This window comes from Seonamhaeicola sp. ML3 (assembly GCF_023273855.1).
Lineage (GTDB): Bacteria > Bacteroidota > Bacteroidia > Flavobacteriales > Flavobacteriaceae > Seonamhaeicola.
Genome location: NZ_CP096884.1, coordinates 1,889,944 through 1,914,147, shown reverse-complemented (window position 1 = coordinate 1,914,147; position 24,204 = coordinate 1,889,944). Strand labels below are relative to the sequence as shown.

The 24,204-nt window shown below is 37.4% G+C and carries 20 protein-coding genes; 13 read left to right on the top strand and 7 right to left on the bottom strand.

Translation table 11 applies throughout. The features are described 5' to 3' along the window. Positions 1-5: 5 nt before the first annotated feature. From murC to M0214_RS08605, 5 genes are all read right to left on the bottom strand, one after another. Positions 6-1,358 (bottom strand): UDP-N-acetylmuramate--L-alanine ligase, encoded by a 1,353-nt coding sequence (murC, locus tag M0214_RS08625; RefSeq protein ID WP_248722169.1) that lies wholly within the window; start codon positions 1,356-1,358, stop codon positions 6-8. 115 nt (positions 1,359-1,473) lie between these two features. After that, a complete protein-coding gene (locus M0214_RS08620) occupies positions 1,474-2,430 on the bottom strand; it encodes a lipopolysaccharide assembly protein LapB (protein WP_248722168.1) in 957 nt (318 codons plus the stop codon). 102 nt (positions 2,431-2,532) lie between these two features. Next, positions 2,533-3,054 (bottom strand): DUF4136 domain-containing protein, encoded by a 522-nt coding sequence (locus M0214_RS08615; RefSeq protein WP_248722167.1) that lies wholly within the window; start codon positions 3,052-3,054, stop codon positions 2,533-2,535. A 61-nt stretch (positions 3,055-3,115) separates the two neighbouring features. Further along, the gene (gene obgE / locus M0214_RS08610; RefSeq protein WP_248722166.1) at positions 3,116-4,114 is read right to left on the bottom strand and encodes a GTPase ObgE; all 999 of its coding nucleotides are present in this window, start codon (positions 4,112-4,114) and stop codon (positions 3,116-3,118) included. Between the two features lie 60 nt (positions 4,115-4,174). Next, positions 4,175-5,284, bottom strand: a complete 1,110-nt coding sequence (locus M0214_RS08605) for an adenylate kinase (protein WP_248722165.1) — start codon at positions 5,282-5,284, stop codon at positions 4,175-4,177. Positions 5,285-5,414: 130 nt separating this feature from the next. On the opposite strand from M0214_RS08605, the gene M0214_RS08600 reads away from it, so the two are divergent. The 5 genes from M0214_RS08600 to M0214_RS08580 all read left to right on the top strand — a co-directional run bounded on the left by M0214_RS08600 (position 5,415) and on the right by M0214_RS08580 (position 10,348). Next, positions 5,415-6,569: a 5-(carboxyamino)imidazole ribonucleotide synthase gene (locus tag M0214_RS08600; protein WP_248722164.1), complete on the top strand. Its 1,155-nt coding sequence runs from the start codon at positions 5,415-5,417 to the stop codon at positions 6,567-6,569. Positions 6,570-6,657: 88 nt separating this feature from the next. Then, positions 6,658-7,140 carry a 5-(carboxyamino)imidazole ribonucleotide mutase gene (purE, locus tag M0214_RS08595; RefSeq protein WP_248722163.1) on the top strand — a complete coding sequence of 161 codons (483 nt, stop codon included), beginning with the start codon at positions 6,658-6,660 and terminating at the stop codon, positions 7,138-7,140. A 147-nt stretch (positions 7,141-7,287) separates the two neighbouring features. After that, a complete protein-coding gene (locus M0214_RS08590; RefSeq protein ID WP_248722162.1) occupies positions 7,288-9,327 on the top strand; it encodes a M3 family metallopeptidase in 2,040 nt (679 codons plus the stop codon). Between the two features lie 212 nt (positions 9,328-9,539). Further along, positions 9,540-10,091, top strand: a complete 552-nt coding sequence (locus M0214_RS08585) for a sigma-70 family RNA polymerase sigma factor (protein ID WP_248722161.1) — start codon at positions 9,540-9,542, stop codon at positions 10,089-10,091. A gap of 2 nt (positions 10,092-10,093) precedes the next feature. Beyond that, on the top strand, positions 10,094-10,348 hold the full coding sequence (locus M0214_RS08580; RefSeq protein ID WP_248722160.1) for a hypothetical protein: 255 nt from the start codon (positions 10,094-10,096) through the stop codon (positions 10,346-10,348). Here M0214_RS08580 and M0214_RS08575 read toward each other — a convergent pair. Next, positions 10,334-11,167 (bottom strand): hypothetical protein, encoded by an 834-nt coding sequence (locus M0214_RS08575; RefSeq protein WP_248722159.1) that lies wholly within the window; start codon positions 11,165-11,167, stop codon positions 10,334-10,336. The genes M0214_RS08580 and M0214_RS08575 overlap by 15 nt on opposite strands. Positions 11,168-11,285: 118 nt before the next feature. On the opposite strand from M0214_RS08575, the gene gcvP reads away from it, so the two are divergent. The 6 genes from gcvP to M0214_RS08545 all read left to right on the top strand — a co-directional run bounded on the left by gcvP (position 11,286) and on the right by M0214_RS08545 (position 18,702). Then, positions 11,286-14,135 (top strand): aminomethyl-transferring glycine dehydrogenase, encoded by a 2,850-nt coding sequence (gene gcvP, locus M0214_RS08570; RefSeq protein WP_248722158.1) that lies wholly within the window; start codon positions 11,286-11,288, stop codon positions 14,133-14,135. Between the two features lie 106 nt (positions 14,136-14,241). Beyond that, positions 14,242-15,300, top strand: a complete 1,059-nt coding sequence (locus M0214_RS08565; protein WP_248722157.1) for a 3-oxoacyl-ACP synthase III family protein — start codon at positions 14,242-14,244, stop codon at positions 15,298-15,300. A 2-nt stretch (positions 15,301-15,302) separates the two neighbouring features. Then, on the top strand, positions 15,303-15,827 hold the full coding sequence (locus M0214_RS08560) for a class I SAM-dependent methyltransferase (protein WP_248722156.1): 525 nt from the start codon (positions 15,303-15,305) through the stop codon (positions 15,825-15,827). A 52-nt stretch (positions 15,828-15,879) separates the two neighbouring features. Beyond that, entirely contained in the window at positions 15,880-17,067 is a 1,188-nt protein-coding gene (locus M0214_RS08555; RefSeq protein ID WP_248722155.1) for a glycosyltransferase, read from the top strand. 82 nt (positions 17,068-17,149) lie between these two features. After that, positions 17,150-17,731: an acyltransferase gene (locus M0214_RS08550; protein WP_248722154.1), complete on the top strand. Its 582-nt coding sequence runs from the start codon at positions 17,150-17,152 to the stop codon at positions 17,729-17,731. Positions 17,732-17,733: 2 nt separating this feature from the next. Further along, positions 17,734-18,702, top strand: a complete 969-nt coding sequence (locus tag M0214_RS08545) for a Gfo/Idh/MocA family oxidoreductase (protein ID WP_248722153.1) — start codon at positions 17,734-17,736, stop codon at positions 18,700-18,702. Between the two features lie 103 nt (positions 18,703-18,805). On the opposite strand, the gene M0214_RS08540 is transcribed toward M0214_RS08545, so the two are convergent. After that, entirely contained in the window at positions 18,806-22,210 is a 3,405-nt protein-coding gene (locus M0214_RS08540; RefSeq protein WP_248722152.1) for a T9SS type A sorting domain-containing protein, read from the bottom strand. Positions 22,211-22,509: 299 nt separating this feature from the next. On the opposite strand from M0214_RS08540, the gene M0214_RS08535 reads away from it, so the two are divergent. Continuing rightward, positions 22,510-23,247 (top strand): ABC transporter permease, encoded by a 738-nt coding sequence (locus M0214_RS08535; RefSeq protein WP_248722151.1) that lies wholly within the window; start codon positions 22,510-22,512, stop codon positions 23,245-23,247. After that, a complete protein-coding gene (locus tag M0214_RS08530) occupies positions 23,247-24,014 on the top strand; it encodes an ABC transporter ATP-binding protein (protein WP_248722150.1) in 768 nt (255 codons plus the stop codon). Before M0214_RS08535 ends, M0214_RS08530 begins: the two co-directional genes overlap by 1 nt. Positions 24,015-24,204 lie beyond the last annotated feature (190 nt).

Below are 24,204 nucleotides of genomic sequence, written 5' to 3'. Positions count from 1 at the left end.
CCACCTTATAACAAGCCGATTACCTCATCTAAATCTAAACCACCGTAATTACCTGAGCTCATAAGTAAGACCGATTTATTCTCAAAACTTTGAGAAAACAAGAAGGATTTAAAATCATCAGGGTTAGTGTATATGATTAAATCTTCTCGTTCGAAAGCCTTGGCTATCTGCTCTTGAGAGATGGCATCTAACTTCTTAATTTCAACTGCATGGGGAGAGTAGAAAACAACAGCTACATCGGCAGCATCTAAGGCACCTTTATACTCTTTTAAGAATTCTGAATTTAAACTACTATAAGTATGCAATTCTAAGCAAGCCAACAATACCCTATCTTGGTATTGCTCTTTTACCGCTTTTGTGGTAGCCTCTACTTTACTTGGAGAATGCGCAAAATCTTTATAAATAATAGCATTAGAACGCTCAGCTATTTTTTCCAAGCGTTTACTTGCGCCTTTGAAAGTAGCAATAGCTTCGTAAAACTCATCTTCTTGAACACCCATATGTTGGCAAATCCATTTGGCACCTGCTAAATTATTAAGATTATGCTTTCCGAAAATTTCAATAGGCAACTCGCCCTCGGGTGTTTCAAGAAGTGTCTCTCCATCAAAAACACTGTATTCTGGAGTTTTATAGGGTAACTTTCTAATAGTGTTCTCACTATTCTCAACCACACGTTTTACTTCAGGGTCTTCTTCATTATAATTTATGCTACCCCCGCTTACAATAGAATCTACAAATATGCTGAATTGTTCTACATAGTTTTCATAAGTTGGAAAAACATTAATATGATCCCAAGCAATACCGCTTAATAAGGCTATATTAGGTTTGTATAAATGAAACTTTGGTCGCCTGTCTATTGGAGAACTCAAGTACTCGTCCCCTTCTAAAACAATAAAATCGTTCTCTTTTGTTAGTTTAACCATAACATCAAACCCCTCCAACTGTGCTCCTACCATGTAATCTACATCTCTATCATGATAATGCATAACATGTAAAATCATTGATGTTATTGTTGTTTTACCATGGCTACCACCAATAACTACTCTGGTTTTTTCTTTAGATTGTTCATACAAAAACTCTGGATAGCTATAAATTTTGACCCCCAATTCCTGAGCTCTAAGTAACTCTGGGTTATCTTCTTTAGCATGCATACCTAGCACTACCGCATCTAAATCTTGAGTGATTTTTTCGGGAAACCATCCAAACTCGTTTGGCAATAAACCTTTGGTTTCTAATCTTGACTTAGAAGGCTCGAAAATGGTATCATCACTTCCCGTTACTCGGTATCCCTTGTTATGTAGTGCCAATGCCAAATTATGCATTGCAGCCCCACCAATAGCTATAAAATGTACGTTCATTACAGTGCTTTGTAACAAATATCAAATTCCAAAAATCAAATTCCAAATTATTACAATGAAGATTTCAGAACTAAAGAAATTAATTCACTTTGAAAGCAAATCATAAAACAAGAATCTACCTTAATTTGAGTATTTTTTCTTTTTCTTCCTTTGCCTGATAAAAATCAGCCCTTGTAGACAACGCTTTATTTATCCACTTTAAGGCCTCTATTTTATCTTGTCTATTCTTGTTTATTTGAGCTAACCTAAAATAACCCCATTCTATAGGCACACCATCCTTTACAGAATGATTGCTAATAAACATCTTTAAACAGCGCTCTCCTTTTTCTAGTTGAACATTGTAATCTGCACAAACTTTACCTATTTGGTAATGCAACGAGTTTTTATTGTGCTTATCGTAAGCATGCTCTATGGTTTCAATAGCTTTATCGGGTTGATTCTGATTTTCATAAAAATGTGAGAGCTTATCAAAACAGGTTACAGAACCACCCAAACTCAAAGCGAGCTTATAATATTTTTCGGCAAGTTCTGGTTCTTCGTCGTACTCATGAATATATCCTTTAGCAAGGTAACCATCTACTAAAGAAAGTTTTTCCAGTTCGCCGGCATATTGTAAGGATTTAGACTTACTGCCTCCAATAATACCTGGAAGTTGCATATATAACTCTACTAAGGCCCACCTGGCATCTATATGCTCTGGATCTAATCGTGCGGCATTTAAAAAGGCTTCTTTCACATCTCCAATCATACCTAGTGCCTTTAGCTTACTAACGGCTAGCGATTTCATCCCTAAAACACCACCATACTTATATTGATAATTCGCGTTATTAGAATCATGAGCCACCAACCTTTTAAAAATCGCAATTGCCTCATCCCACTTTTTTTGGTGCGCATAGGCATCACCTAGCATTTCTAGTGCTGCGATATCGTTAGAATTATTTTTTACATAGGGAGATAAAATCTTTTCGGCTTCGTAAAACTTTTTTTCAGCTAGAAGTGCTTTTGCTTTACCAACATTTAATTGACCAAAAGCTAAAACTGGGAATAGTACTAGGTATATTAATTTATTCATAGCATATCTGTCGAAAACGCTAAGTTAAACATTACTCTTTTTTAATAAGATTTGTGATGACATAAGATTTAGGCCTCTATAAACAAAAACTCTCGAACCATATTATGGCTTTGGCGGATAGCCCGATAAAACCTTGTCAACAATAGCTTTAATCCGTGCTTCACGGTTCTCGGGAGCGGCATTGGGATTAAAACCGGACTCGCTTATTGCTTGCCAAAACAAACCGCTTCCTTTTTCATCTACAAAATCTATGGTGATTTGTCTATTTACATTGGGTGCTCCAATAGGAATCCCAACAGACACTCCCCCTCCAACATTTCGTCCTCCTCCACCAAGGCCAACCCCTATGGTGTTATTCGAATTTCCTTGAAATTCTACACTACGTATGTCAATTAAAAAATCGGGTGTTTCTGAAATGCTTAACCCTAGTAAGGTCATTTTAGCATCTATGGCATCCAGCAAGCGCTTAGTATCTAAAGTGCTTAAACTCGTATTCATATTGCTGTAATACTGGTAGGTCTTATAATTTGAAAAATTTGTAGTTCTATCGTAATCGTAATTCACGCGAATAGAAGCGCAACTCACAAAAAGGAAAACGAGCAATAGGAATTTAGTAGATTTCATGTTTTGCAATTTTTGATTAAAGTTAATCAAAAATTATTCCATGAATAAAGTGGGCATTATATTAATCGTTGAGCATTTTCCATAGGGCATCTTTAAGAGGCGTGATACCCTGCTGTGCTACCGATGAAATAAAAAGGTAAGGTATTGGTAATTCGTTATCCAACTCGGTCTTTAATTCTTCTTTTAGTTCATCATCTAACATGTCGCTTTTAGAAATAGCTATAAGCCTTTCTTTATCTAACATTTCGGGGTTATAACGTCTTAGCTCGTCAAGAAGAATATCGTATTGTTTCTTAATATCATCGGCATCGGCGGGGATTAAAAACAACAACACCGAATTGCGTTCAATATGCCTTAGAAAATAATGACCCAACCCTTTTCCTTCTGCAGCCCCCTCAATAATTCCAGGAATATCGGCCATAACAAAAGATTGGTAATCCCTGTACTCAACAATTCCTAAATTAGGTTTTAGCGTCGTAAACTCATAATCTGCTATTTTGGGCTTGGCAGATGTTATTACAGATAATAATGTAGATTTTCCGGCATTTGGGAACCCAACTAGTCCAACATCAGCCAGAAGTTTTAGCTCTATGGTAACGTGCCTTTCCTCTAGAGGTAATCCGGGTTGTGCATATCTTGGCGTCTGGTTTGTTGAAGATTTAAAGTGCCAGTTTCCCAGTCCGCCCTTGCCTCCTTTTACTATAATGCGTTCTTCTTTGTCTTCTGTAATTTCAAAAACAATATCATTAGTCTCGGTATCGCGAATAACCGTTCCTAAGGGCACATCGATATAGATATCCTCACCATCTGCACCAGTACTTCTACTGCTACTGCCATGACCTCCATGGCCTGCCCTAAAATGCTTTTTGAATTTTAAATGATAAAGCGTCCACATATTGGCGTTTCCACGAATAATGACGTGTCCTCCGCGTCCACCATCACCACCATCAGGACCACCTTTTGTGATGTACTTTTCTCTATGTAAGTGTACAGAGCCTTTACCACCGTTTCCGGAGGCCACATATACCTTAACATAGTCTACAAAATTACCTTCGGTCATGTTTTAAAGTTAAAAGTGATAAGTTAAAAGTGAAGGTTGTCACTTTTAACTTTAAAAAAATTACAGGCTATCTATTACCGTACTTAATCGTTCTGTAATATCTTCTATACTACCAACTCCATCAACACCATAATATTTATCTTGTGCAGAGTAAAAGTCTTTTAGAATAGCTGTTTTATTGTAGTATTCCTTAATTCGGTTTCTAATGATAGATTCATCTGCATCATCAGACCTACCACTTGTTTTTCCTCTTTCCAATAAACGATGTACTAAAACCTCATCATCTACCTCTAGTGCAATCATGGCGCTAATAGCTGAGTCTTTAGAGTCCATTAGCTCTCCCAACGCCTTAGCTTGTGCGTTGGTACGAGGAAAACCATCAAAAATAAAACCATTGGCATCGGCATTTTTCTCTACTTCAGCGTTCAACATATCTATAGTAACTTGATCTGGAACAAGTTCTCCTTTATCCATATAAGATTTAGCCAACATTCCCAAAGCAGTTTCATTTTTTATATTGTACCTAAAAACATCTCCTGTTGAAATGTGTACAAGGTTATATTTTTCTTTTAAAAATTCTGCCTGTGTTCCTTTCCCGGCTCCTGGAGGTCCAAATAGCACTAAGTTTGTCATGTGTTGTGTTTCTTTTAGTTGATATATTTCTGGTAAATCCCTTCCTAAGTTGTCATAGTCTAGACCATAACCAACAATAAATTTGTTTGGAATTTCAATACCTACATAATGTAATTTAAAGTCTTTCTTATAAGCCTCTGGTTTGTAAAACAGGGTAGCAATTTTAAGTGTCTTTACTTTTTCATTCTTAAAAATACGGTGAACCTCGGCCAAGGTTTTGCCAGTATCGATAATATCCTCAAGAATAATTACCGTTCTACCTGTTAAATCTTGAGTTATACCTATAAGGCGTTGGATATCTTCGGAAGATTTCAGTCCTTCGTATGATGCTAGCTTTATAAAAGTGATTTCACATGGCTTGGGATATTTCTTAACAAAGTCACTAGCAAACATGAAAGAACCATTTAAAATCCCTACGAATACAGGAATTTCATCTCCTAAATCGTTAGCTATTTCATCCACCAAGACATCGATAGCCTCGTCAATTTTTTCTGCAGAGATAAACGGCTTAAAATATTTATCGTGTAGTTTTATCACCCTAAACCTATTTTTGAAGTGCAAAGATAACCAAATGATTTACTTTTACGATTTTGAATTACGATTTAGAAAGTATTTTTCATATTTAAGTGTATTTTTGCTTCATCTTAAAACTGTTGAAAATACTTAGATGAATTATTTTTCTTCCGACTTTAAACTAGGGATTTTAGGTGGTGGACAACTGGGTAAAATGCTACTCTACAACACCAGAAAATTCGATATACACACAAGCGTTCTTGATGCCAGTAACGAAGCGCCCAGCAAAATTGCTTGCAATACATTTACTTTAGGTGATTTAATGGACTACGATGCCGTTTACAACTTTGGAAAACAGGTAGATGTTTTAACCATAGAAATTGAAAATGTTAATGTTGATGCCTTAGAAGCTTTAGAGAAAGAAGGTATTAATGTTTATCCTTCGGCCAACACATTAAGAACGATTCAAAACAAAGGAAAACAAAAACTATTTTACGTAGACAACAATATTCCAACGGCACCATTCTCTCGCTTTGCGTACACTTCTGAAATTAAAGAGGCTATAAATAACGGTGGCCTGTCTCTACCATTTGTTTGGAAAAGCACCCAATTTGGTTATGACGGACAAGGCGTTAAAATTGTACGTACCATAAACGATTTAGAGGGGTTGCCAAATGTAGAATGCATTGCAGAAAATTTAATACCCTTTAAAAACGAGCTTGCGGTAATAGTAGCCAGAAGTGCTTCAGGAGAAATAAAAAGCTATCCTGTTGTTGAAATGGAATTTCACCCAGAGGCCAATCAAGTGGAGTATGTAATTTGCCCTGCGCGTATTGATGATGAAGTCGCTAAGAAAGCCGAAGAAATTGCTCTTCAGGTCTCTAAAGCGTTTAATCATGTAGGGTTACTGGCCGTAGAGATGTTCCAAACAGAAAATGACGAGATATTAGTTAACGAAGTGGCGCCTAGACCTCATAATTCTGGTCATCAAACTATCGAGGCCAGTTACACATCGCAGTTCGAACAACACATTAGAGCTATTTTAGATTTACCCTTGGGAAGAACCGACAGCAAAGTTGGAGGCGTAATGGTTAATCTTGTCGGTGCAGAAGGCCACACAGGAAATGTGGTTTATAAAAACATTGAAACCATTATGAATATGGACGGTGTAACACCACATATTTATGGAAAAAAACAAACAAGGCCTTTCAGGAAAATGGGACATGTAACTATAGTGAATGAAGATCTTAATGAAGCCAGACGTATTGCTGAAGAGGTAAAAAAAGTTATTGAGGTTATAAGTGCTTAAAGCATAATTAAACAGATAGCAACTTCCAAAAAGAAGCCCCTAAAATTTGGAATTTGAATTATTAGAATTTGAAATTTAAAATAAAGTTATGAGCAAAGTAGGTGTTATCATGGGAAGTAAAAGTGACCTTCCTGTAATGCAAGATGCTATAGACATCTTAAGAGGATTTGATATTGAGGTTGAAGTTGATATTGTTTCGGCTCACCGAACACCAGAAAAATTATTCGATTATGGAAAACATGCCCATACACGTGGGTTAACTGTAATCATTGCAGGAGCTGGTGGTGCTGCCCATCTTCCTGGCATGGTAGCTTCATTATCGCCTTTACCTGTAATAGGCGTTCCTGTTAAAAGCCGTAATTCTATTGATGGTTGGGATTCTGTACTTTCTATTTTACAAATGCCTGGTGGGGTACCTGTTGCTACAGTTGCTCTTGATGGTGCTAAAAATGCCGGAATTTTAGCTGCACAGATTATAGGAGCTAGCGACACATGTGTTCTAGATAAAGTTATAGCCTATAAAGAGGGACTAAAAATCAAAGTCCATGAATCAGCTAAAGATTTAAAATAAAAAAAAGCCCTGAGTAGTTCTCAAGGCTTTCTCTATTAACATAGTAATACTATAATGAGTTAGTCACTCTAAAATTTTGTAAAGCAAATTTACAAAAAATTTATTATGCACACATAATAAATGTAAAAAACCAAATATTTTCTAAGAATGTCGTACAAAATATTACTCAAAACCTTCGATACACCATATACAACTGCTCCTTTTTCAAAAATAAAAGACAGCTATTTCCTTCCTGCTTTTAAAGATGCCATTACTAAAGCAAAATTAGAGATTGACCAGATCATAAATAACGTAGAGACTCCAACTTTTGAAAATACCATTGAGGCTCTTGATTTCTCTGGTGAACATTTAGATAGGTTATCGAGCATATTCTTTAATTTAAATTCCGCCGAGACCAACGATACCATTCAAAAAACTGCACAAGAAGTATCTCCTTTATTATCTGAATTTAGTAACGATATCACACTAAACGAAGATTTATTTAAAAGAGTAAAATCTGTTTTTGACAAAAGAGATGCTTTACAGCTTAATACAGAGCAGCTGACTCTATTAGAAAAAAAATACAAAAGCTTCTCAAGAAATGGCGCAAATCTAGAAGCCAGCAAAAAAGAACAACTTAGGGAAATTGATAAAAAACTAAGTAAGCTGAAACTTAAATTCGGAGAAAATATTTTGGCCGAAACCAATAAGTTTGAAATGCTCGTAACCAATGAAAATGATTTAGCCGGATTACCTGAAGGCACTAAAGAAGCTGCTAAACAACTAGCTGAGGCAAAAGATAAAGAGGGGTGGTTATTTACTCTAGACTACCCAAGTTATATACCTTTTGTAACTTACGCCGATAACCGAGAACTGAGACAGAAAATGTCTTTAGCATTTGGAAGCAAAGGTTTTAAAAATGACGAATTAGACAATCAAGATATCGTTCTAGACATAGTAAAACTAAGGCATGAGCGCGCCAACCTACTAGGTTACAAGACACATGCGCACTTTGTGTTAGAGGAACGCATGGCAGAAACTCCCGCTAAAGTTGAGAGTTTCTTAAACGAACTTTTAGAGAAAGCCAAACCTGCAGCTGAGAGAGAATTTACGAATCTGCAAAACTTCGCAAAAGATTTAGACGGTATTAGCCAACTACAAAAATGGGATGGTGCTTATTATTCTGAAAAGCTAAAACAGAAGTTATTTAGTTTAGATGATGAAAAATTAAAACCATATTTCAAACTTGAAAACGTAATTGATGGCTCTTTCAAAATAGCCGAGAAATTATTCGATTTACAGTTTGAAGAAATTAACACTATCGATAAATACCACCAAGATGTGTTAACTTATAAAGTAACCGATTCTAAAGGAAATTTTGTATCTATCCTATATGCAGACTATTTTCCAAGACCAGGAAAACGCAACGGTGCATGGATGACCGTTTACAAACCTCAATACGTTAAAAACGGAGAAAATAGCAGACCTCATATTTCTGTAGTCTGCAACTTTACAAAGCCTACAAAAACAAAACCATCATTATTAACATTTAATGAGGTCACTACACTTTTCCATGAGTTTGGACATGCACTACATGGCATGTTGGCCAACACCACCTACCCTAGTTTGTCAGGAACTAGTGTGTTTTGGGATTTTGTGGAGTTGCCAAGTCAGATAATGGAAAATTGGTGTTATGAGAAAGAAGCCTTAGAGCTTTTTGCAACACATTATGAGACGGGAGAAGTCATTCCGATGGACTTAGTAGAAAAAATAAAAAAGTCATCTACATTTCATGAAGGCATGCAAACGCTTCGTCAATTAAGTTTTGGTTTATTGGATATGAGCTGGCATGCTGGTGAATCACTAGAGACTATTGATAGTGTGAAAACGCATGAATCTAAAGCATTTGCCTCAACCACACTCTATCCTGATGTTTCTGAAAACTGTATGAGTACCGCTTTTGCACATATTTTTCAGGGCGGTTATTCCTCTGGGTACTATAGTTACAAATGGGCAGAAGTGCTAGATGCCGATGCGTTTGAATTTTTTAAAGAAAAAGGCATTTTCAACAAAACTGTAGCAACTAAGTTTAAAGACAACATTTTATCTGTTGGTGGTACCGAAAACCCAATGACTTTGTACAAGCGCTTCAGAGGTCAGGGGCCAAAACCTGAGGCTTTGTTAAAACGTGCTGGGTTGTTGAAATAAAAACCTTAAAAACCCATGAATTATTTATTGATAATAGATTACTTAAACTTTTACCTAATAACTTTAAAAACATGAAACATATTTCCACATATTTAGTAGATGGTTCTTCTGTAAGCGTAGAAAAAGGCACCTTATAACAAGATCATACTCTAAAGCTATTTAATTATTCATTTTTTTGTTCTATTTTTGAGCGAATAAACAATAGCAGGTCAATGCCCAATCATCAAATCGATCCCAATAATTGGATAGCTCTTTATTCCGATTATCTTTTCAACTATACCATTAGTAGAGTTAGCGACAGGGATATTGCACAAGATTTGGTGCAAGACACTTTCTTGGCTGGCCTAAAATCAATGAACAACTTTAAGGGTGAAGCGAGCGAGCGTACATGGCTCATCTCTATTCTTAAAAGGAAGATTATTGATTACTACAGGAAAATAAATTCTAACAAGGGAAAAGCCGAAGTTAGAATTAACTATAGGGACGACGAATCTGAAGGTGACTGGCTAGAAGAACGTGTTGCCGATCCGTTCGATAAAACAGCCGAAGACAATATGCAAAACCGTGAGTTGGGTGACGCCATACATAATTGTTTAGGCAAATTACCTGAAAAACAAGCCGATGTTTTTAAAATGAAAACTATTTTAAACTATGAAACTGAAGCTATTTGTAATGAACTAAATATTACACCGTCTAACCTTTGGGTAATCATTCATAGAGCAAGAACTGCAATGGCCGATTGCCTTGAAACAAATTGGTTTTAGTAATGAAAAAAGGTTTTTTATTTATAAGCTGTGAAGAAGCTCAACATATTTGCGATAAAGCACAATATGACGAAGCAGGATTTTGGGAAAGAATTGAGCTAAACATAAGACTTTCATGGTGTAAAGTAACAAAAGCATACTATAAACGTAACAACAAACTTACCGATGTTATGGAGTCTTCTAAGGCGAACTGCCTAGACCCAAAGGAACGCGAAGCCATGGAGTCTAAATTCAAGGAAGAGCTATCTAAACATTAAGATTAACGCCAGCCAATAAATGGGTATCCCTTCAACCCATAAAGCACTATAATATTTACTTTGATTTGTATTAGCCAACCATATAAAAATGGTGGTTATAATACTTATTAAAATTAGTGGTATCACCATGGCAATTTGCATATCGTCTTTCATAAACTCTAATAGAACAATAAGCACTACCAACACGGTGCCTATAATCTTAGTTTTTTTAACGCCTATGCGTTGAGGTATGGTTGAAAGTTTAAGATTGTCGAAGCGCAAATCCCTAATTTCAAAAGGAAACATTAAAACGATTACGAAAATATAACGTTGCAAAAGTGTAATGATCACATCTTGTTCTATTTGCATATTCGCATTTAAAACGGGAACTAATACTGTTACCCCACTCCAAACCAAAGCAATTAAATAAATTTTTAACCCTCCTATACTTCTTAAATTTTGTTTTTTATCTACAAAGAAGTGCTTAGGCAAAAATGGAATAGCATAGAAGAATGTAACTAAACCAAAACCGGCAAAGAAAAGTAATGTTCTCACAGGAAGCTTTACAGCGTAAAATAACATGAGCAGAAAAGCGAAAAATGAAAAGACCTGAATAGTTTTTAACCAATTGGTAAGGCTTCTATGATGAAACTTTGCAATGCCAAAGTACTTAACAAAATTATACCCTGTAACCGATGCAAAAAAAACAAAAAGTAAAAGTTCTTCTTCCAACTCCAATGCAAATTCCAAAAAGCTTACAGAGACTAAGGAAACTACCGCCAAAGCAACATGTACACTACTATTTATATAAAAATTAAGTAAGCGTTTTATACTATCCACCAAACAAAAATAAATAAACTGTTAATAACGTGTTTAAATGGTTAAAAACTTTCTCTTTTAGGAATTAATCAACTTTAAATAATGCGTATTTTTGATGTTTCAAAAAAATTGTAACGACATGAATACTAACGCTTTTGCATTGCGTCATATCGGACCTAACGAAAAAGATAAAAAACTGATGTTAAACGCTATCGGTTTGGATTCCCTCGACACTTTAATAGATGAAACCATTCCATCAGATATCCGTTTAAAGAAAGCGCTTAACTTAGCAGAACCAATGACCGAACATGAGTATTTACTTCATATTCATGATCTTTCAAAAACCAATAAAGCTTACAAAACATACATCGGATTAGGATACCACCCCACTGTAATGCCAGCAGTTATACAGCGCAACATTTTAGAAAACCCGGGATGGTATACGGCTTATACTCCTTACCAAGCTGAAATTGCCCAAGGAAGACTAGAAGCACTTTTAAATTTCCAAACCATGATTATAGAACTGACTGGAATGGAATTAGCTAATGCCTCTTTACTTGATGAAGGAACAGCAGCGGCAGAGGCCATGAGTTTACTTTATTCGGTTAGGGACCGCGCCCAAAAGAAAGCTGGGGTTAATAAGTTTTTCGTTTCAGAAAATATTCTACCACAAACATTATCCTTACTAGAAACTCGAGCAACACCAATAGGGATTGAATTGGTTGTTGATAATGAAGAAAATTTTGATTTCTCTTCAGAGTTTTTTGGGGCTATATTGCAATATCCTGGAAGAGATGGCCAAATAACAGACATTAAAGGATTTATAGAACAAGCAAATGACGCTAGTATAAAAGTTGCCATTGCTGCAGATATTCTAAGTTTAGTAAAACTTGAAGCTCCTGGTAAATTTGGAGCCGATGTCGTAATTGGTACCACACAACGTTTTGGGATTCCTATGGGTTATGGTGGTCCTCATGCCGCATATTTCGCTACAAAAGAGGCCTATAAAAGAGATATTCCCGGACGAATTATCGGTGTTACAAAAGACGCTAATGGCAATAGAGCGTTACGAATGGCTCTACAGACTAGAGAACAGCATATTAAAAGAGATAGAGCCACTTCCAATATTTGTACTGCTCAGGTGCTCTTGGCAGTCATGGCTGGTATGTATGCTGTATTTCATGGTCCAAAGGGTCTAAAATTTATAGCTAATAAAGTACATAATAAAGCTTCAAAACTCGCTGAAATCCTGGAGAATTTTGGATACAAGCAAGTTAATACTTCGTTTTTTGATACCCTACAAATAAAAACGAATGCAAAGAAAATTAAAAAGATAGCTACCAAGAAAAAGGTGAACTTTTGCTATCCAGATAAGAATACGGTTACCATTTCTATTAACGAAACGACTTCGATTAGAGATATCAATTATTTGATTTCAGTTTTTGCAGAAGCAGCAGATGTTCCAAAAGTGACAATAACTGAAGTCCCTACTGCCGACAACATAGAGGCTTCTGTTAAAAGAACATCATCGTTTTTAGAACTAGATGTTTTTAACCAATACCATTCTGAAACCCAGTTAATGCGTTACATAAAGTCTTTAGAACGCAAAGACCTATCTTTAAACCATTCCATGATTTCCTTGGGCTCGTGTACCATGAAATTAAATGCTGCTTCAGAAATGTTACCGTTAAGTTGGTTTAAATGGGGGAATATTCACCCATACGCTCCTAAGAAGCAAGCTAGAGGGTACAGAACAGTTCTTAAAGAACTCGAAGACCAATTAACCGAAATTACAGGTTTTGCAGCTACGTCATTACAACCCAATTCTGGGGCGCAAGGTGAGTTTGCCGGACTAATGGTTATAAAAGCATACCATGAATCTAGAGGTGATGACCACAGAAATATTTGTTTGATACCTTCCTCTGCCCATGGCACAAACCCTGCAAGTGCAGTTATGGCCGGCATGAAAGTCGTAGTAACAAAAGCAACAGAAGAAGGCAACATAGACATAGATGACCTAAGAGCCAAAGCCATAGAACACAAAGACCATCTATCAGCTCTAATGGTTACATACCCTTCCACTCACGGGGTTTATGAATCGGCAATCAAAGAAATCACCAAAATCATACATGACAATGGCGGACAGGTTTATATGGATGGTGCTAACATGAATGCTCAGGTTGGACTCACCAACCCAGGGAATATTGGCGCCGATGTCTGTCACTTAAACCTTCACAAAACATTTGCAATACCACACGGTGGTGGAGGCCCAGGAGTTGGCCCCATTTGCGTTGCAGAACAACTTGTGCCATTCTTACCCGGAAACCCGATACTTAAAACAGGTGGGGATAAGGCCATTTCTGCTATTTCTGCGGCACCATACGGTTCGGCTTTGGCATGCTTAATATCCTATGGTTATATTAAAATGTTAGGTGCTGAAGGATTAACAGAATCAACCCGAGTTGCTATTTTAAATGCCAATTACATTAAGCATAGGCTGGATGGTTACTACAGTACTTTATACTCTGGTGAAAACGGAAGAGCTGCCCACGAAATGATTATAGATTGTAGACCATTTAAAGTTCATGGTATTGAAGTCACCGATATTGCAAAACGATTGATGGATTATGGTTTTCATGCGCCTACGGTATCTTTTCCAGTCGCTGGAACTCTTATGATTGAACCTACTGAAAGTGAGAGCAAGGAAGAGCTTGATAGGTTTTGCGATGCCATGATTTCCATTAAACATGAAATTGACAATGTGTCTAAGGAAGACACTAATAATGTTTTGAAAAATGCACCGCATACCTTAGAGATGATTACTGCAGAAACTTGGGACTTCCCTTATTCTAGAAAACAAGCCTCATTTCCTCTTGAGTATATCAAAAACAATAAGTTCTGGCCTTCGGTTAGGCGTGTAGATGATGCCTTTGGTGACAGAAATTTAGTTTGTTCTTGTGCTCCAATTGAAGCCTATGCAGAAGCTTAATTTAAGCTGTTGAACATCGTAATACAAGTTTGAATTTACATTAACATGTAACTAAAGCTACTATATTAGTCATTCAACATAAGCAATTAAGCATAAAACTAATTCTATGAATATTAAAATAACTGGCACAGGAAGTTATATACCTGATACCATCGAGAAAAACGAAAACTTTCATAACCATGAGTTTTTAAATACCGACGGGTCTTCAATTAACTCGCCAAACGAAGTTATCGTAGAAAAGTTTAAAGCCATTACGGGTATCGCTGAACGTCGTTATGCCAAACATCATCACGATTCATCAGATCTTGGTTTTTTTGCTGCCGAGAAAGCAATCGAAGATGCCAAAATAGACCCTGAAACTATTGATTACATTATCGTTGCTCATAATTTTGGAGATGTTAAGCACAACACCATTCAAAGTGATATGCTACCTTCTTTAGCTTCTCGAATTAAACATAGTCTTAGAATTAAAAACCCAAAATGTATTGCTTACGATTTACTGTTTGGATGCCCGGGCTGGGTCGAAGGCGTTATTCAGGCAAAGGCTTTCATTAAATCTGGAATGGCAAAACGTTGTTTGGTTATTGGAACAGAGACACTTTCTAGAGTAGTTGACAAGCATGATAGAGATGCTATGATTTTTTCTGATGGTGCCGGCGCAACAATAGTAGAAGCATCTGATGAAGAAGGCGGTATTTTATCTCATGAAACAGCCAGTTTCACCTACGACGAAGCCTATTTTTTGTTTTTTGGAAACTCCAACAACCAAGATTTATGCAGGGATACGCGTTACATAAAAATGGAAGGGCGTAAAATTTACGAATTTGCTCTAGTTAACGTCCCAAAAGCAATGAAAACCTGTTTGGACAATAGTGGAGTCGATATAAAAGATGTGAAAAAAATATTCATTCATCAAGCTAATGAAAAAATGGATGAAGCCATTCTTAAACGTTTTTATAGACTTTATAAAACAAAAATTCCTGAGCACATTATGCCAATGAGCATTCAAACTTTAGGAAATAGCTCAGTGGCAACGGTCCCAACACTTTTCGATTTGGTAAAAAACAATAAAATGAAAAATCACAGTCTATCTAAAGGCGATGTGGTTATTTTTGCAAGTGTTGGTGCTGGCATGCATATAAATGCCATTGTTTATAAATACTAAGAATGTCAAATAAAAATATCTACCCCAAGAAACGTTATAGACTTACTGTTGAATTCTTGAAAAAACACATTTCTAATTCCGAATCGATTCTCGACCTAGGTGTTGAAAACCCGCTTTCTGAAATAATGATTAAACAAGGGTACCAAGTTAAAAACACCCTAGGTGAAGATTTAGACATTGATAAAACGACAATAGAAAACACGGATACAGATGTCGTTACGGCTTTCGAAATTTTTGAACATTTACTGTCTCCATTTACTGTTTTACAATCCATAAAAGCAAATAAACTAGTTGCCAGCATCCCTCTACGATTATGGTTTTCTTCAGCTTACAGAAGCAAAACAGATATTCGCGATAGGCATTTTCACGAATTTGAGGATTGGCAATTCGATTGGCTTTTGGAAAAAGCAGGCTGGAAAATAATTGACAAAAAAAAATGGACCAACCCAACAAAAAAAATAGGCTTCAGACCTATTCTTCGATGGTTCACACCAAGATATTACATTATTTATGCTGAAAGGATATAAATTAAGGCTGGTCTTATCTTTAAAACAGCTTTAGATAAATAGTAGAAGCCAAATGAATATTGGAATAGTAGTAGATAACGAATTTGATAACGACCATAGGGTCCAGAAAGAAATCCGTCTTCTCCTTGCTGAAGGTCACAATATATCTGTGCTCTGTTTCAATTTTGGAAAATCTTATAAATCCTATGAAGATTTCGATGTTACAAGAGTTAAAATCCCCAAAAAGGTCAGAGATTTATTTGTATTACTTAGCACTAACTTTATATTTTACAGGTATTTATGGCAAAAAAACATCGCAAAATTTATTGACCAGAACAATTTAGAAGCCCTTCATGTGCACGACTTATACATGTCTAAAGCAGGACGAAAAGGTATTGATACATCCAGGCACAATATCCCTCTAATTCTTGATTTACATGAAAACTATCCAGCAGCGATAAATTCCTATCAATGGGCAATAAAAGGGTGGCGGAAATTTGTTGTACAACCTAGAAAATGGTACTCAAAAGAAAGTACTTATTTAAATTATGCCAACGCTATTATTGTTCTTAGCGAATACTTCAAAACAGATTTAATTTCTAGATTTCCAGAGCTTAAAACGAAGCCCATATACACACATCCTAATATGCCTGACTTTGAAAGTTTCAAGGCTTTCGAACAAAATGAGTTTACTGTAAATTTTCAATCTAACGTCACCACTTTGTTCTATTTTGGTGTTGTTGCCAAGCGTAGAGGTATTATAGACATTCTACCATGGATAAAAGAACTTGTGGAAGAAGGCAATAAACTTCATTTGCTTATAATTGGTCCAGTAGATAAGGCAGATAAAAATAGTTTCAATGGATACCTCAATTCCCCTGTACTAAAACAATGTGTTACCTATATCCCTTGGTCAGACGTAAAATATCTTCCTGCATACTTAAAAAAAATCGCCATAGGATTGGCACCATTTCAAGTTAATAAACAGCATGATTCTGGTGTTGCGAATAAGCTGTTCCAATATATGTATGGACAAATACCTATTTTGGCAACCAAGTGTAAAGCGCAACAAGATTTAATTGAAACATCTGACTGCGGTTTGTTATATGAAGATCAAGACGATTTCAAAAAACAACTAGTACAGTTATTAGAAAACCCGAAACTAAGAGCGACATTAGGCAAAAATGGAAGAAAATCTTTGCTAGAACTTTACAGTAAAAAAGCCGACAAACAGTTTATAAAAATATACCAAGATCTTTAGGTAATAAGTTTTATTAAAGTTCCGTACTTTTATGGGCACAGTGCGCAACGCATTGTTTCGATAATGACTTATTGATTATATTTTGAAAGAAGAATTCGATTTTTTTGCACACCCAAGTGCCGTGATTAATAAGAACGCAAAAATAGGTGCCCATTCCAAAATCTGGCATTTTAGCCATGTTATGGAGGACTCTGAAATAGGTGAACGATGTAATGTAGGACAGAACGTAGTGATATCTCCAAAAGTAAGAATAGGCAATGGTGTTAAAATTCAAAATAACGTTTCTGTATACACTGGTGTAATTTGCGAAGATGACGTTTTTCTTGGACCTTCCATGGTTTTTACTAATGTTATCAATCCAAGAAGTTTTATTGTGCGAAAAGAGGAATTTAAGGAAACTTATGTCGAAAAAGGCGCCACAATAGGAGCCAATGCCACTATAGTCTGTGGCAATAGAATTGGAGCTTACGCAATGATTGGAGCAGGAACAGTTATTACGAAGCCTGTTTTACCTTATGCCTTAGTAATTGGAAATCCCGGAAAACAGGTGGGATGGGTAAGCAAACATGGCCATAAACTAAATTTTGATAGCAATAACACAGCTATTTGTATAGAAAGTGGCGATAAATATAAACTTGAGAACAATACAATAATACCGCTTTAGAATTGAAAAATTTTGCCCTTATGGGAGCTGCTGGCTACATAGCTCCAAGACATTTAAAAGCTATAAAAGAAACGAACAACAGATTAGTCGCAGCTTTCGACCCAAATGATAGCGTGGGCATTATAGATTCCTATTTTCCTGAAGCGCATTTCTTTACTGAATTTGAGCGCTTTGACCGGCATTTAGAGAAATTAAGAATTGAAGAAAACACTAATTCCATTGATTATGTTTCTATATGCACTCCCAACTATCTTCACGATGCGCATATAAGATTTGCATTAAGAAATGAAGCAGATGCTATTTGTGAAAAACCGTTGGTGCTTAATCCTTGGAATGCAGAGAAGCTCATTAAGTTAGAAGAACAGTATTCCAATAAAATTAATACCATACTGCAGCTTAGGTTACATCCCAGTATCATTGCACTAAAGCATAAAATAGACCAAGCACCCAAAGACAAAGTTTACGATATTGACCTAACCTATATTACCTCGCGCGGTAATTGGTACTATGCCTCTTGGAAGAGTTTTATCGAAAAATCTGGTGGTATCTGTTCCAACATTGGTATTCATTTTTTTGATATGCTTATTTGGATTTTTGGGGACGTTAAAAATAGTACAGTACATGTTATGGAGCACGATAGAGCCTCAGGAGTCTTACAGTTACAACATGCTAACATTAGGTGGTTCCTTTCTATTAATAGTGAGACATTACCAGAAAAAATAAAGCAATCTGGGCAACGTACATTTAGAACCATTACCATCAACGATGAAGAATTAGAGTTCAGTTCTGGTTTTACAGATTTGCATACAGAATCCTACCAAAAGATAATTGATGGAAAAGGCTTTACCGTTAATGAATCCCTAAAATCAATACAATTGGCACACCAATTAAGACACGCCAAGGTTTCGAGTTTATCTGAGGATTATCATCCGTTTGCCAAGTTACCATTGTCTTCTCATCCGTTTAATTAAATTAATTTTAAAACGATATTTACAAGTCTTTATCTACGAGAAAAAAAAGGGGTATTTTGAAAATTTCAAAACACCCCTTTCTAAATTAAAAATCTAAACTAGTTTATTCAACCAATAATTTCTTTATGGTTCGAACAGAACGTGTTTCATTGTCTGTAATACTTATTAAATAAAGCCCTTGAGCAAAGTCTTCAACTTTTACATCAAACAACCTATTTCCGCTTAGCTTAACAGATTTGTTATAAACTTCACTTCCAGAAAAACTGTGTATCCTAATTGTTACATTTTCCAAAGAAGAATTAGATAAATCTATTTTAACATGATGCTTCGCTGGATTAGGGAACATTGAAATATTCGCTTGATTAGGCACATTGTTATCACTTAAAAGGTGTCCTTTACTATATTTAAGGATTTCACATAATCCACTATCGGAAGGAAGTCTAAACACGGGGATAGGATTTGATAAATCATAACATCCGCTAAGTCCTGTAAAGGCATTACTTCCAGGTGTTGCTCCAGAAATCTCACCATCAAAACTTAAGTGCCATATTAAACATACTCCCGGTCCAGCACCATCAAAATTCACCTCTGCTGGATCAGAAGGTAATCCTAAAATATTACCCTCAACGTCAGTTACAACCCATTGTGAGTAACTGCCCTTGTTTTTACTAAGTTTTATACCTGTAGCATAATCTTCAATACCATCTCCCTCACAGAAAAGGTAGATTCCACCTGGCTTTAACCAGCCACCATCAACTTCACATACATCTACAGGGCGCATCTTCCTAACTACTTCTATTGGGTTGGATAGATTGAAACAGCCTTCTAAATCAGAAGCATTGTTACCTACTGCGGCTCCGCTAAGTTCGCCATCATAACGCAGGTACCATACCAAACAGGTTCCCTCGCCTGCACCGTCGAAGTTAACCGCATATGGGCTTGGTGGAAGGCCTAGGATGTTACCTTGGTCGTCTGTTACCACCCACTGTGCATTGGCGCCTACACCTCCGCCGTCTATCGTGATTGCCCCTTCGTCAATGTGGTCGGCCTCTCCGTCTCCTACATAGAACTCGAATGGTCCGCCAACCAAAGTTCCGGCGTCAGGCTGGTTTCTAACAACTTCAATAGGATTGGACAATGAAAAATCTCCAGATAAACCCGATGCGTTATTGCCTACTTCGGCTCCGCTAAGCTCACCGTTATATCTTAGGTACCATACCAAACAGGTTCCTGCGCCTGCGCCGTCGAAGTTCACTACATATGGGCTTGGTGGTAGACCTAGGATGTTACCTTGGTCGTCGGTTACCACCCACTGCGAGTTAAGTCCCGAACTGCCTTCTATCGTTATAGCGCCTTCTGGTATATTGTCTGCAACCTCGTCGCCTACACAAAACTCAAATGGACCGCCCGTAATCGTTCCTCCGGATACCGGTGGATACTTCCTAACTACTTCTATTGGGTTGGATAGATTGAAACAGCCTTCTAAATCAGAAGCATTGTTACCTACTGCGGCTCCGCTAAGTTCGCCATCATAACGCAGGTACCATACCAAACAGGTTCCCTCGCCTGCACCGTCGAAGTTAACCGCATATGGGCTTGGTGGAAGGCCTAGGATGTTACCTTGGTCGTCTGTTACCACCCACTGTGCATTGGCGCCTACACCTCCGCCGTCTATCGTGATTGCCCCTTCGTCAATGTGGTCGGCCTCGCCGTCTCCTACATAGAACTCGAATGGACCGCCAACCAACGTTCCGGCGTCAGGCTGGTTTCTAACAACTTCAATAGGATTCGACAATGAAAAATCTCCGGATAAATCCGATGCGTTGTTGCCTACTTCGGCTCCGCTAAGTTCACCGTTATATCTTAAGTACCACACCAAGCAGGTTCCTGCGCCTGCGCCGTCGAAGTTTACTACGTATGGGCTTGGTGGTAGACCTAGGATGTTCCCTTGGTCGTCCGTTACTACCCACTGTGAGTTAAGTCCCGAACTGCCTTCTATCGTTATGGCGCCCTCTGGTATATTGTCTGCAACCTCGTCGCCTACACAGAACTCAAATGGACCGCCCGTAATCGTTCCTCCGGATACCGGTGGATACTTCCTAACTACTTCTATTGGGTTGGATAGATTGAAACAGCCTTCTAAATCAGAAGCATTGTTACCTACTGCGGCTCCGCTAAGTTCGCCATCATAACGCAGGTACCATACCAAACAGGTTCCCTCGCCTGCACCGTCGAAGTTAACCGCATATGGGCTTGGTGGAAGGCCTAGGATGTTACCTTGGTCGTCTGTTACCACCCACTGTGCATTGGCGCCTACACCTCCGCCGTCTATCGTGATTGCCCCTTCGTCAATGTGGTCGGCCTCTCCGTCTCCTACATAGAACTCGAATGGTCCGCCAACCAAAGTTCCGGCGTCAGGCTGGTTTCTAACAACTTCAATAGGATTGGACAATGAAAAATCTCCAGATAAACCCGATGCGTTATTGCCTACCTCGGCTCCGCTAAGTTCACCGTTATATCTTAAGTACCACACCAAGCAGGTTCCTGCGCCTGCGCCGTCGAAGTTTACTACGTATGGGCTTGGTGGTAGACCTAGGATGTTCCCTTGGTCGTCCGTTACTACCCACTGTGAGTTAAGTCCCGAACTGCCTTCTATCGTTATGGCGCCCTCTGGTATATTGTCTGCAACCTCGTCGCCTACACAGAACTCAAATGGACCTCCTGTAATCGTTCCTCCGGATACCGGTGGATACTTCCTAACTACTTCTATTGGATTGGATAGGTCGAAACAGCCTTCTAAATCAGAAGCATTGTTACCTACTGCGGCTCCGCTAAGTTCGCCATCATAACGTAGGTACCATACCAAACAGGTTCCCTCGCCTGCACCGTTGAAGTTAACCGCATATGGGCTTGGTGGTAGACCTAGGATGTTCCCTTGGTCATCCGTCACTACCCATTGTGCATTGGCGCCCACGCCTCCGCCGTCTATCGTTATGGCACCTTCGTCAATGTGGTCGGCCTCGCCGTCTCCAACATAGAACTCGAATGGGCCGCCAACTAACGTTCCGGCGTCAGGCTGGTTTCTGACAACTTCAATAGCATTAGATAATTCATACCATCCTTCTAAATCGGACAAATTCACACCTACTTCAAGATTAAATATATCTTTATAGGAGACACTCCATATTTTGCAAATACCAGCACCAGCACCTTCAAAACTAAAAGGGGGATTCTCCGGTAAACCTAAAATATTATTATTGTAATCTGTGATAATCCATTGCTGGAGTTTTCCTTCTGCTCCTATTAAATAAACTTCAATAGGTTTTGAATTTCCATCAAGGCAAATTGTTGTATCGTCTTTTGTACTAATCTCGCCTCCTTTAATAATACCCTTTTCCGTTTGGGCCAAAGTGCTTTGAGAAATCAGCAAAAAGATAACAAACAAAAACGCATTCACTCCATGCCAAAATTTTGACAAAGTGAACTGTAATAGTCTTTCTTTTTTCATAATAAAACGATTAATTAATTAAGTTTGGTAAAATTATGTTCAAGAGAAAACATAAAATGTTAGACAGCTAACATTTGGAATTTTTTTTAAATATTGTATTCAAAAAATATGATTTACAACAATCTAGACAACTTAGGCTATCAGGGTTTTGCTATTGTATAACTTAATACTGATTACCTTTTTATTAAAGGTTTTAGAACTATTGCCATTCTATGAGTTGACTTCTTTAACGTATCAATATTCGAAATAAGAGCTAAATACCACTAAGTTTTTTTACTTTAGCATTAAGAAATTTTTCTATGAGATATCTTCACAATATTGGTCGGTATTTTTTAATGATTGCTGAAATGTTTAAAAAGCCCACGAAGTGGTCTGTAATGCGTTCATTAATACTAAAGGATATAGACGATTTGATTATTGGGTCTTTAGGAATCATTGCCTTTATATCGTTCTTTGTTGGAGGTGTTGTTACCATACAAACTGCATTAAATATCGAAAACCCATTAATACCCAGATATTTGGTCGGGTTTGCTACAAGACAGTCGGTTATTTTAGAATTTGCACCTACGTTCACCTCGGTTATTATGGCTGGTAAAGTTGGGTCTTTTATAACCTCCAGTATAGGAACCATGCGTGTTACAGAACAAATCGATGCCCTAGAAGTTATGGGTATCAATTCTTTAAACTATCTGGTTTTCCCGAAAACCATTGCGCTAACGCTTTATCCATTTGCGATAGCGATTGGCATGTTTTTAGGTATTCTAGGCGGTATGGCAGCCTGCGTCTTTGGAGGCTACACGAGCTTAGAGGATTATATTCTTGGTTTACAAACTGACTTTGACGGATTTCATGTTACCTATTCGTTTATAAAGACCTTTGTTTTTGCCTTTGTGTTGGCTACTATACCATCGTTTTACGGTTATTACATGAAAGGTGGCGCTCTTGAAGTTGGTAAAGCGAGTACAACGGCCTTTGTATGGACTTCGGTGGTTATCATTCTATTAAACTATGTACTAACAGGAATAATGCTTGGCTAATGATTGAAGTTAAAAATTTACATAAATCGTTTGGCGATGCCGATATTCTAAAGGGCATTAGCACCACTTTTGATAAAGGAAAGACCAACTTGATTATTGGACAGAGTGGCTCGGGGAAAACAGTTTTCCTCAAGTGCCTTTTAGGTTTGTTTGATTACGAACAAGGTACCATATCTTACGATGGAAAAATTTTCACAGAATTAAGTGAAGACCAAAAACGAGACCTTCGGGCAGAAATAGGTATGGTATTTCAAGGTAGTGCTTTATTCGATTCTATGACCATTGCCGAAAATGTGATGTTCCCTTTACAAATGTTTACAAAAATGAGCAAGAGTGAAATGGAAGACAGGGCTGATTTTGTACTTAAGCGTGTTAATCTTCCTGAAGCGCATCATAAAATGCCTAGTGAAGCCTCCGGGGGTATGCAAAAACGAGTAGCTATTGCTCGTGCCATTGTTAACAATCCCAAATATTTATTTTGTGACGAGCCTAACTCGGGTTTAGACCCTAAAACAGCAATTGTTATCGACAACCTTATTCAGGAAATTACTGATGAGTACCAAATAACAACAGTTATTAATTCTCACGATATGAACTCTGTAATGGAAATTGGTGAAAAAATAGTGTTCTTAAAAAAAGGCTTGAAAGCTTGGGAAGGCTCCAATAAAACTATTTTCAAAACCGACAACGACTCTGTAACCGACTTTGTTTACTCTTCAAATCTGTTTAAAAAAGTTAGGCAAATGTATCTAGAAGAAAACGAATAATTCTTTTAAATAAAGCACTATGAATTTGAAATTCATAGTTTTAACCAACAGCATAAAATTCTTTTTCAACGCTAAATTGTCATTCCTGCGAAGGCAGGAATCCAAGAGAAAAACTAGATTCCGCAACAAGTGCGGAATGACAAATCGATTGATAACAACTCACAGAAACTAAAGTAACTATAGCAGAATT

What these genes read in the sequence shown, in the direction of transcription:
- M0214_RS08530 (WP_248722150.1), top strand. Translation starts at nt 23,247, where the DNA reads ATGATTGAAGTTAAAAATTTACATAAATCGTTTGGCGATGCCGATATT.
- M0214_RS08585 (WP_248722161.1), top strand. Translation starts at nt 9,540, where the DNA reads ATGCCCAATCATCAAATCGATCCCAATAATTGGATAGCTCTTTATTCC.
- gcvP (WP_248722158.1), top strand. Translation starts at nt 11,286, where the DNA reads ATGAATACTAACGCTTTTGCATTGCGTCATATCGGACCTAACGAAAAA.
- obgE (WP_248722166.1), bottom strand. Translation starts at nt 4,114, where the DNA reads ATGACCGAAGGTAATTTTGTAGACTATGTTAAGGTATATGTGGCCTCC.
- M0214_RS08540 (WP_248722152.1), bottom strand. Translation starts at nt 22,210, where the DNA reads ATGAAAAAAGAAAGACTATTACAGTTCACTTTGTCAAAATTTTGGCAT.
- purE (WP_248722163.1), top strand. Translation starts at nt 6,658, where the DNA reads ATGAGCAAAGTAGGTGTTATCATGGGAAGTAAAAGTGACCTTCCTGTA.
- M0214_RS08600 (WP_248722164.1), top strand. Translation starts at nt 5,415, where the DNA reads ATGAATTATTTTTCTTCCGACTTTAAACTAGGGATTTTAGGTGGTGGA.
- M0214_RS08620 (WP_248722168.1), bottom strand. Translation starts at nt 2,430, where the DNA reads ATGAATAAATTAATATACCTAGTACTATTCCCAGTTTTAGCTTTTGGT.
- M0214_RS08590 (WP_248722162.1), top strand. Translation starts at nt 7,288, where the DNA reads ATGTCGTACAAAATATTACTCAAAACCTTCGATACACCATATACAACT.
- M0214_RS08555 (WP_248722155.1), top strand. Translation starts at nt 15,880, where the DNA reads ATGAATATTGGAATAGTAGTAGATAACGAATTTGATAACGACCATAGG.
- M0214_RS08565 (WP_248722157.1), top strand. Translation starts at nt 14,242, where the DNA reads ATGAATATTAAAATAACTGGCACAGGAAGTTATATACCTGATACCATC.
- M0214_RS08615 (WP_248722167.1), bottom strand. Translation starts at nt 3,054, where the DNA reads ATGAAATCTACTAAATTCCTATTGCTCGTTTTCCTTTTTGTGAGTTGC.
- murC (WP_248722169.1), bottom strand. Translation starts at nt 1,358, where the DNA reads ATGAACGTACATTTTATAGCTATTGGTGGGGCTGCAATGCATAATTTG.
- M0214_RS08560 (WP_248722156.1), top strand. Translation starts at nt 15,303, where the DNA reads ATGTCAAATAAAAATATCTACCCCAAGAAACGTTATAGACTTACTGTT.
- M0214_RS08535 (WP_248722151.1), top strand. Translation starts at nt 22,510, where the DNA reads ATGAGATATCTTCACAATATTGGTCGGTATTTTTTAATGATTGCTGAA.
- M0214_RS08580 (WP_248722160.1), top strand. Translation starts at nt 10,094, where the DNA reads ATGAAAAAAGGTTTTTTATTTATAAGCTGTGAAGAAGCTCAACATATT.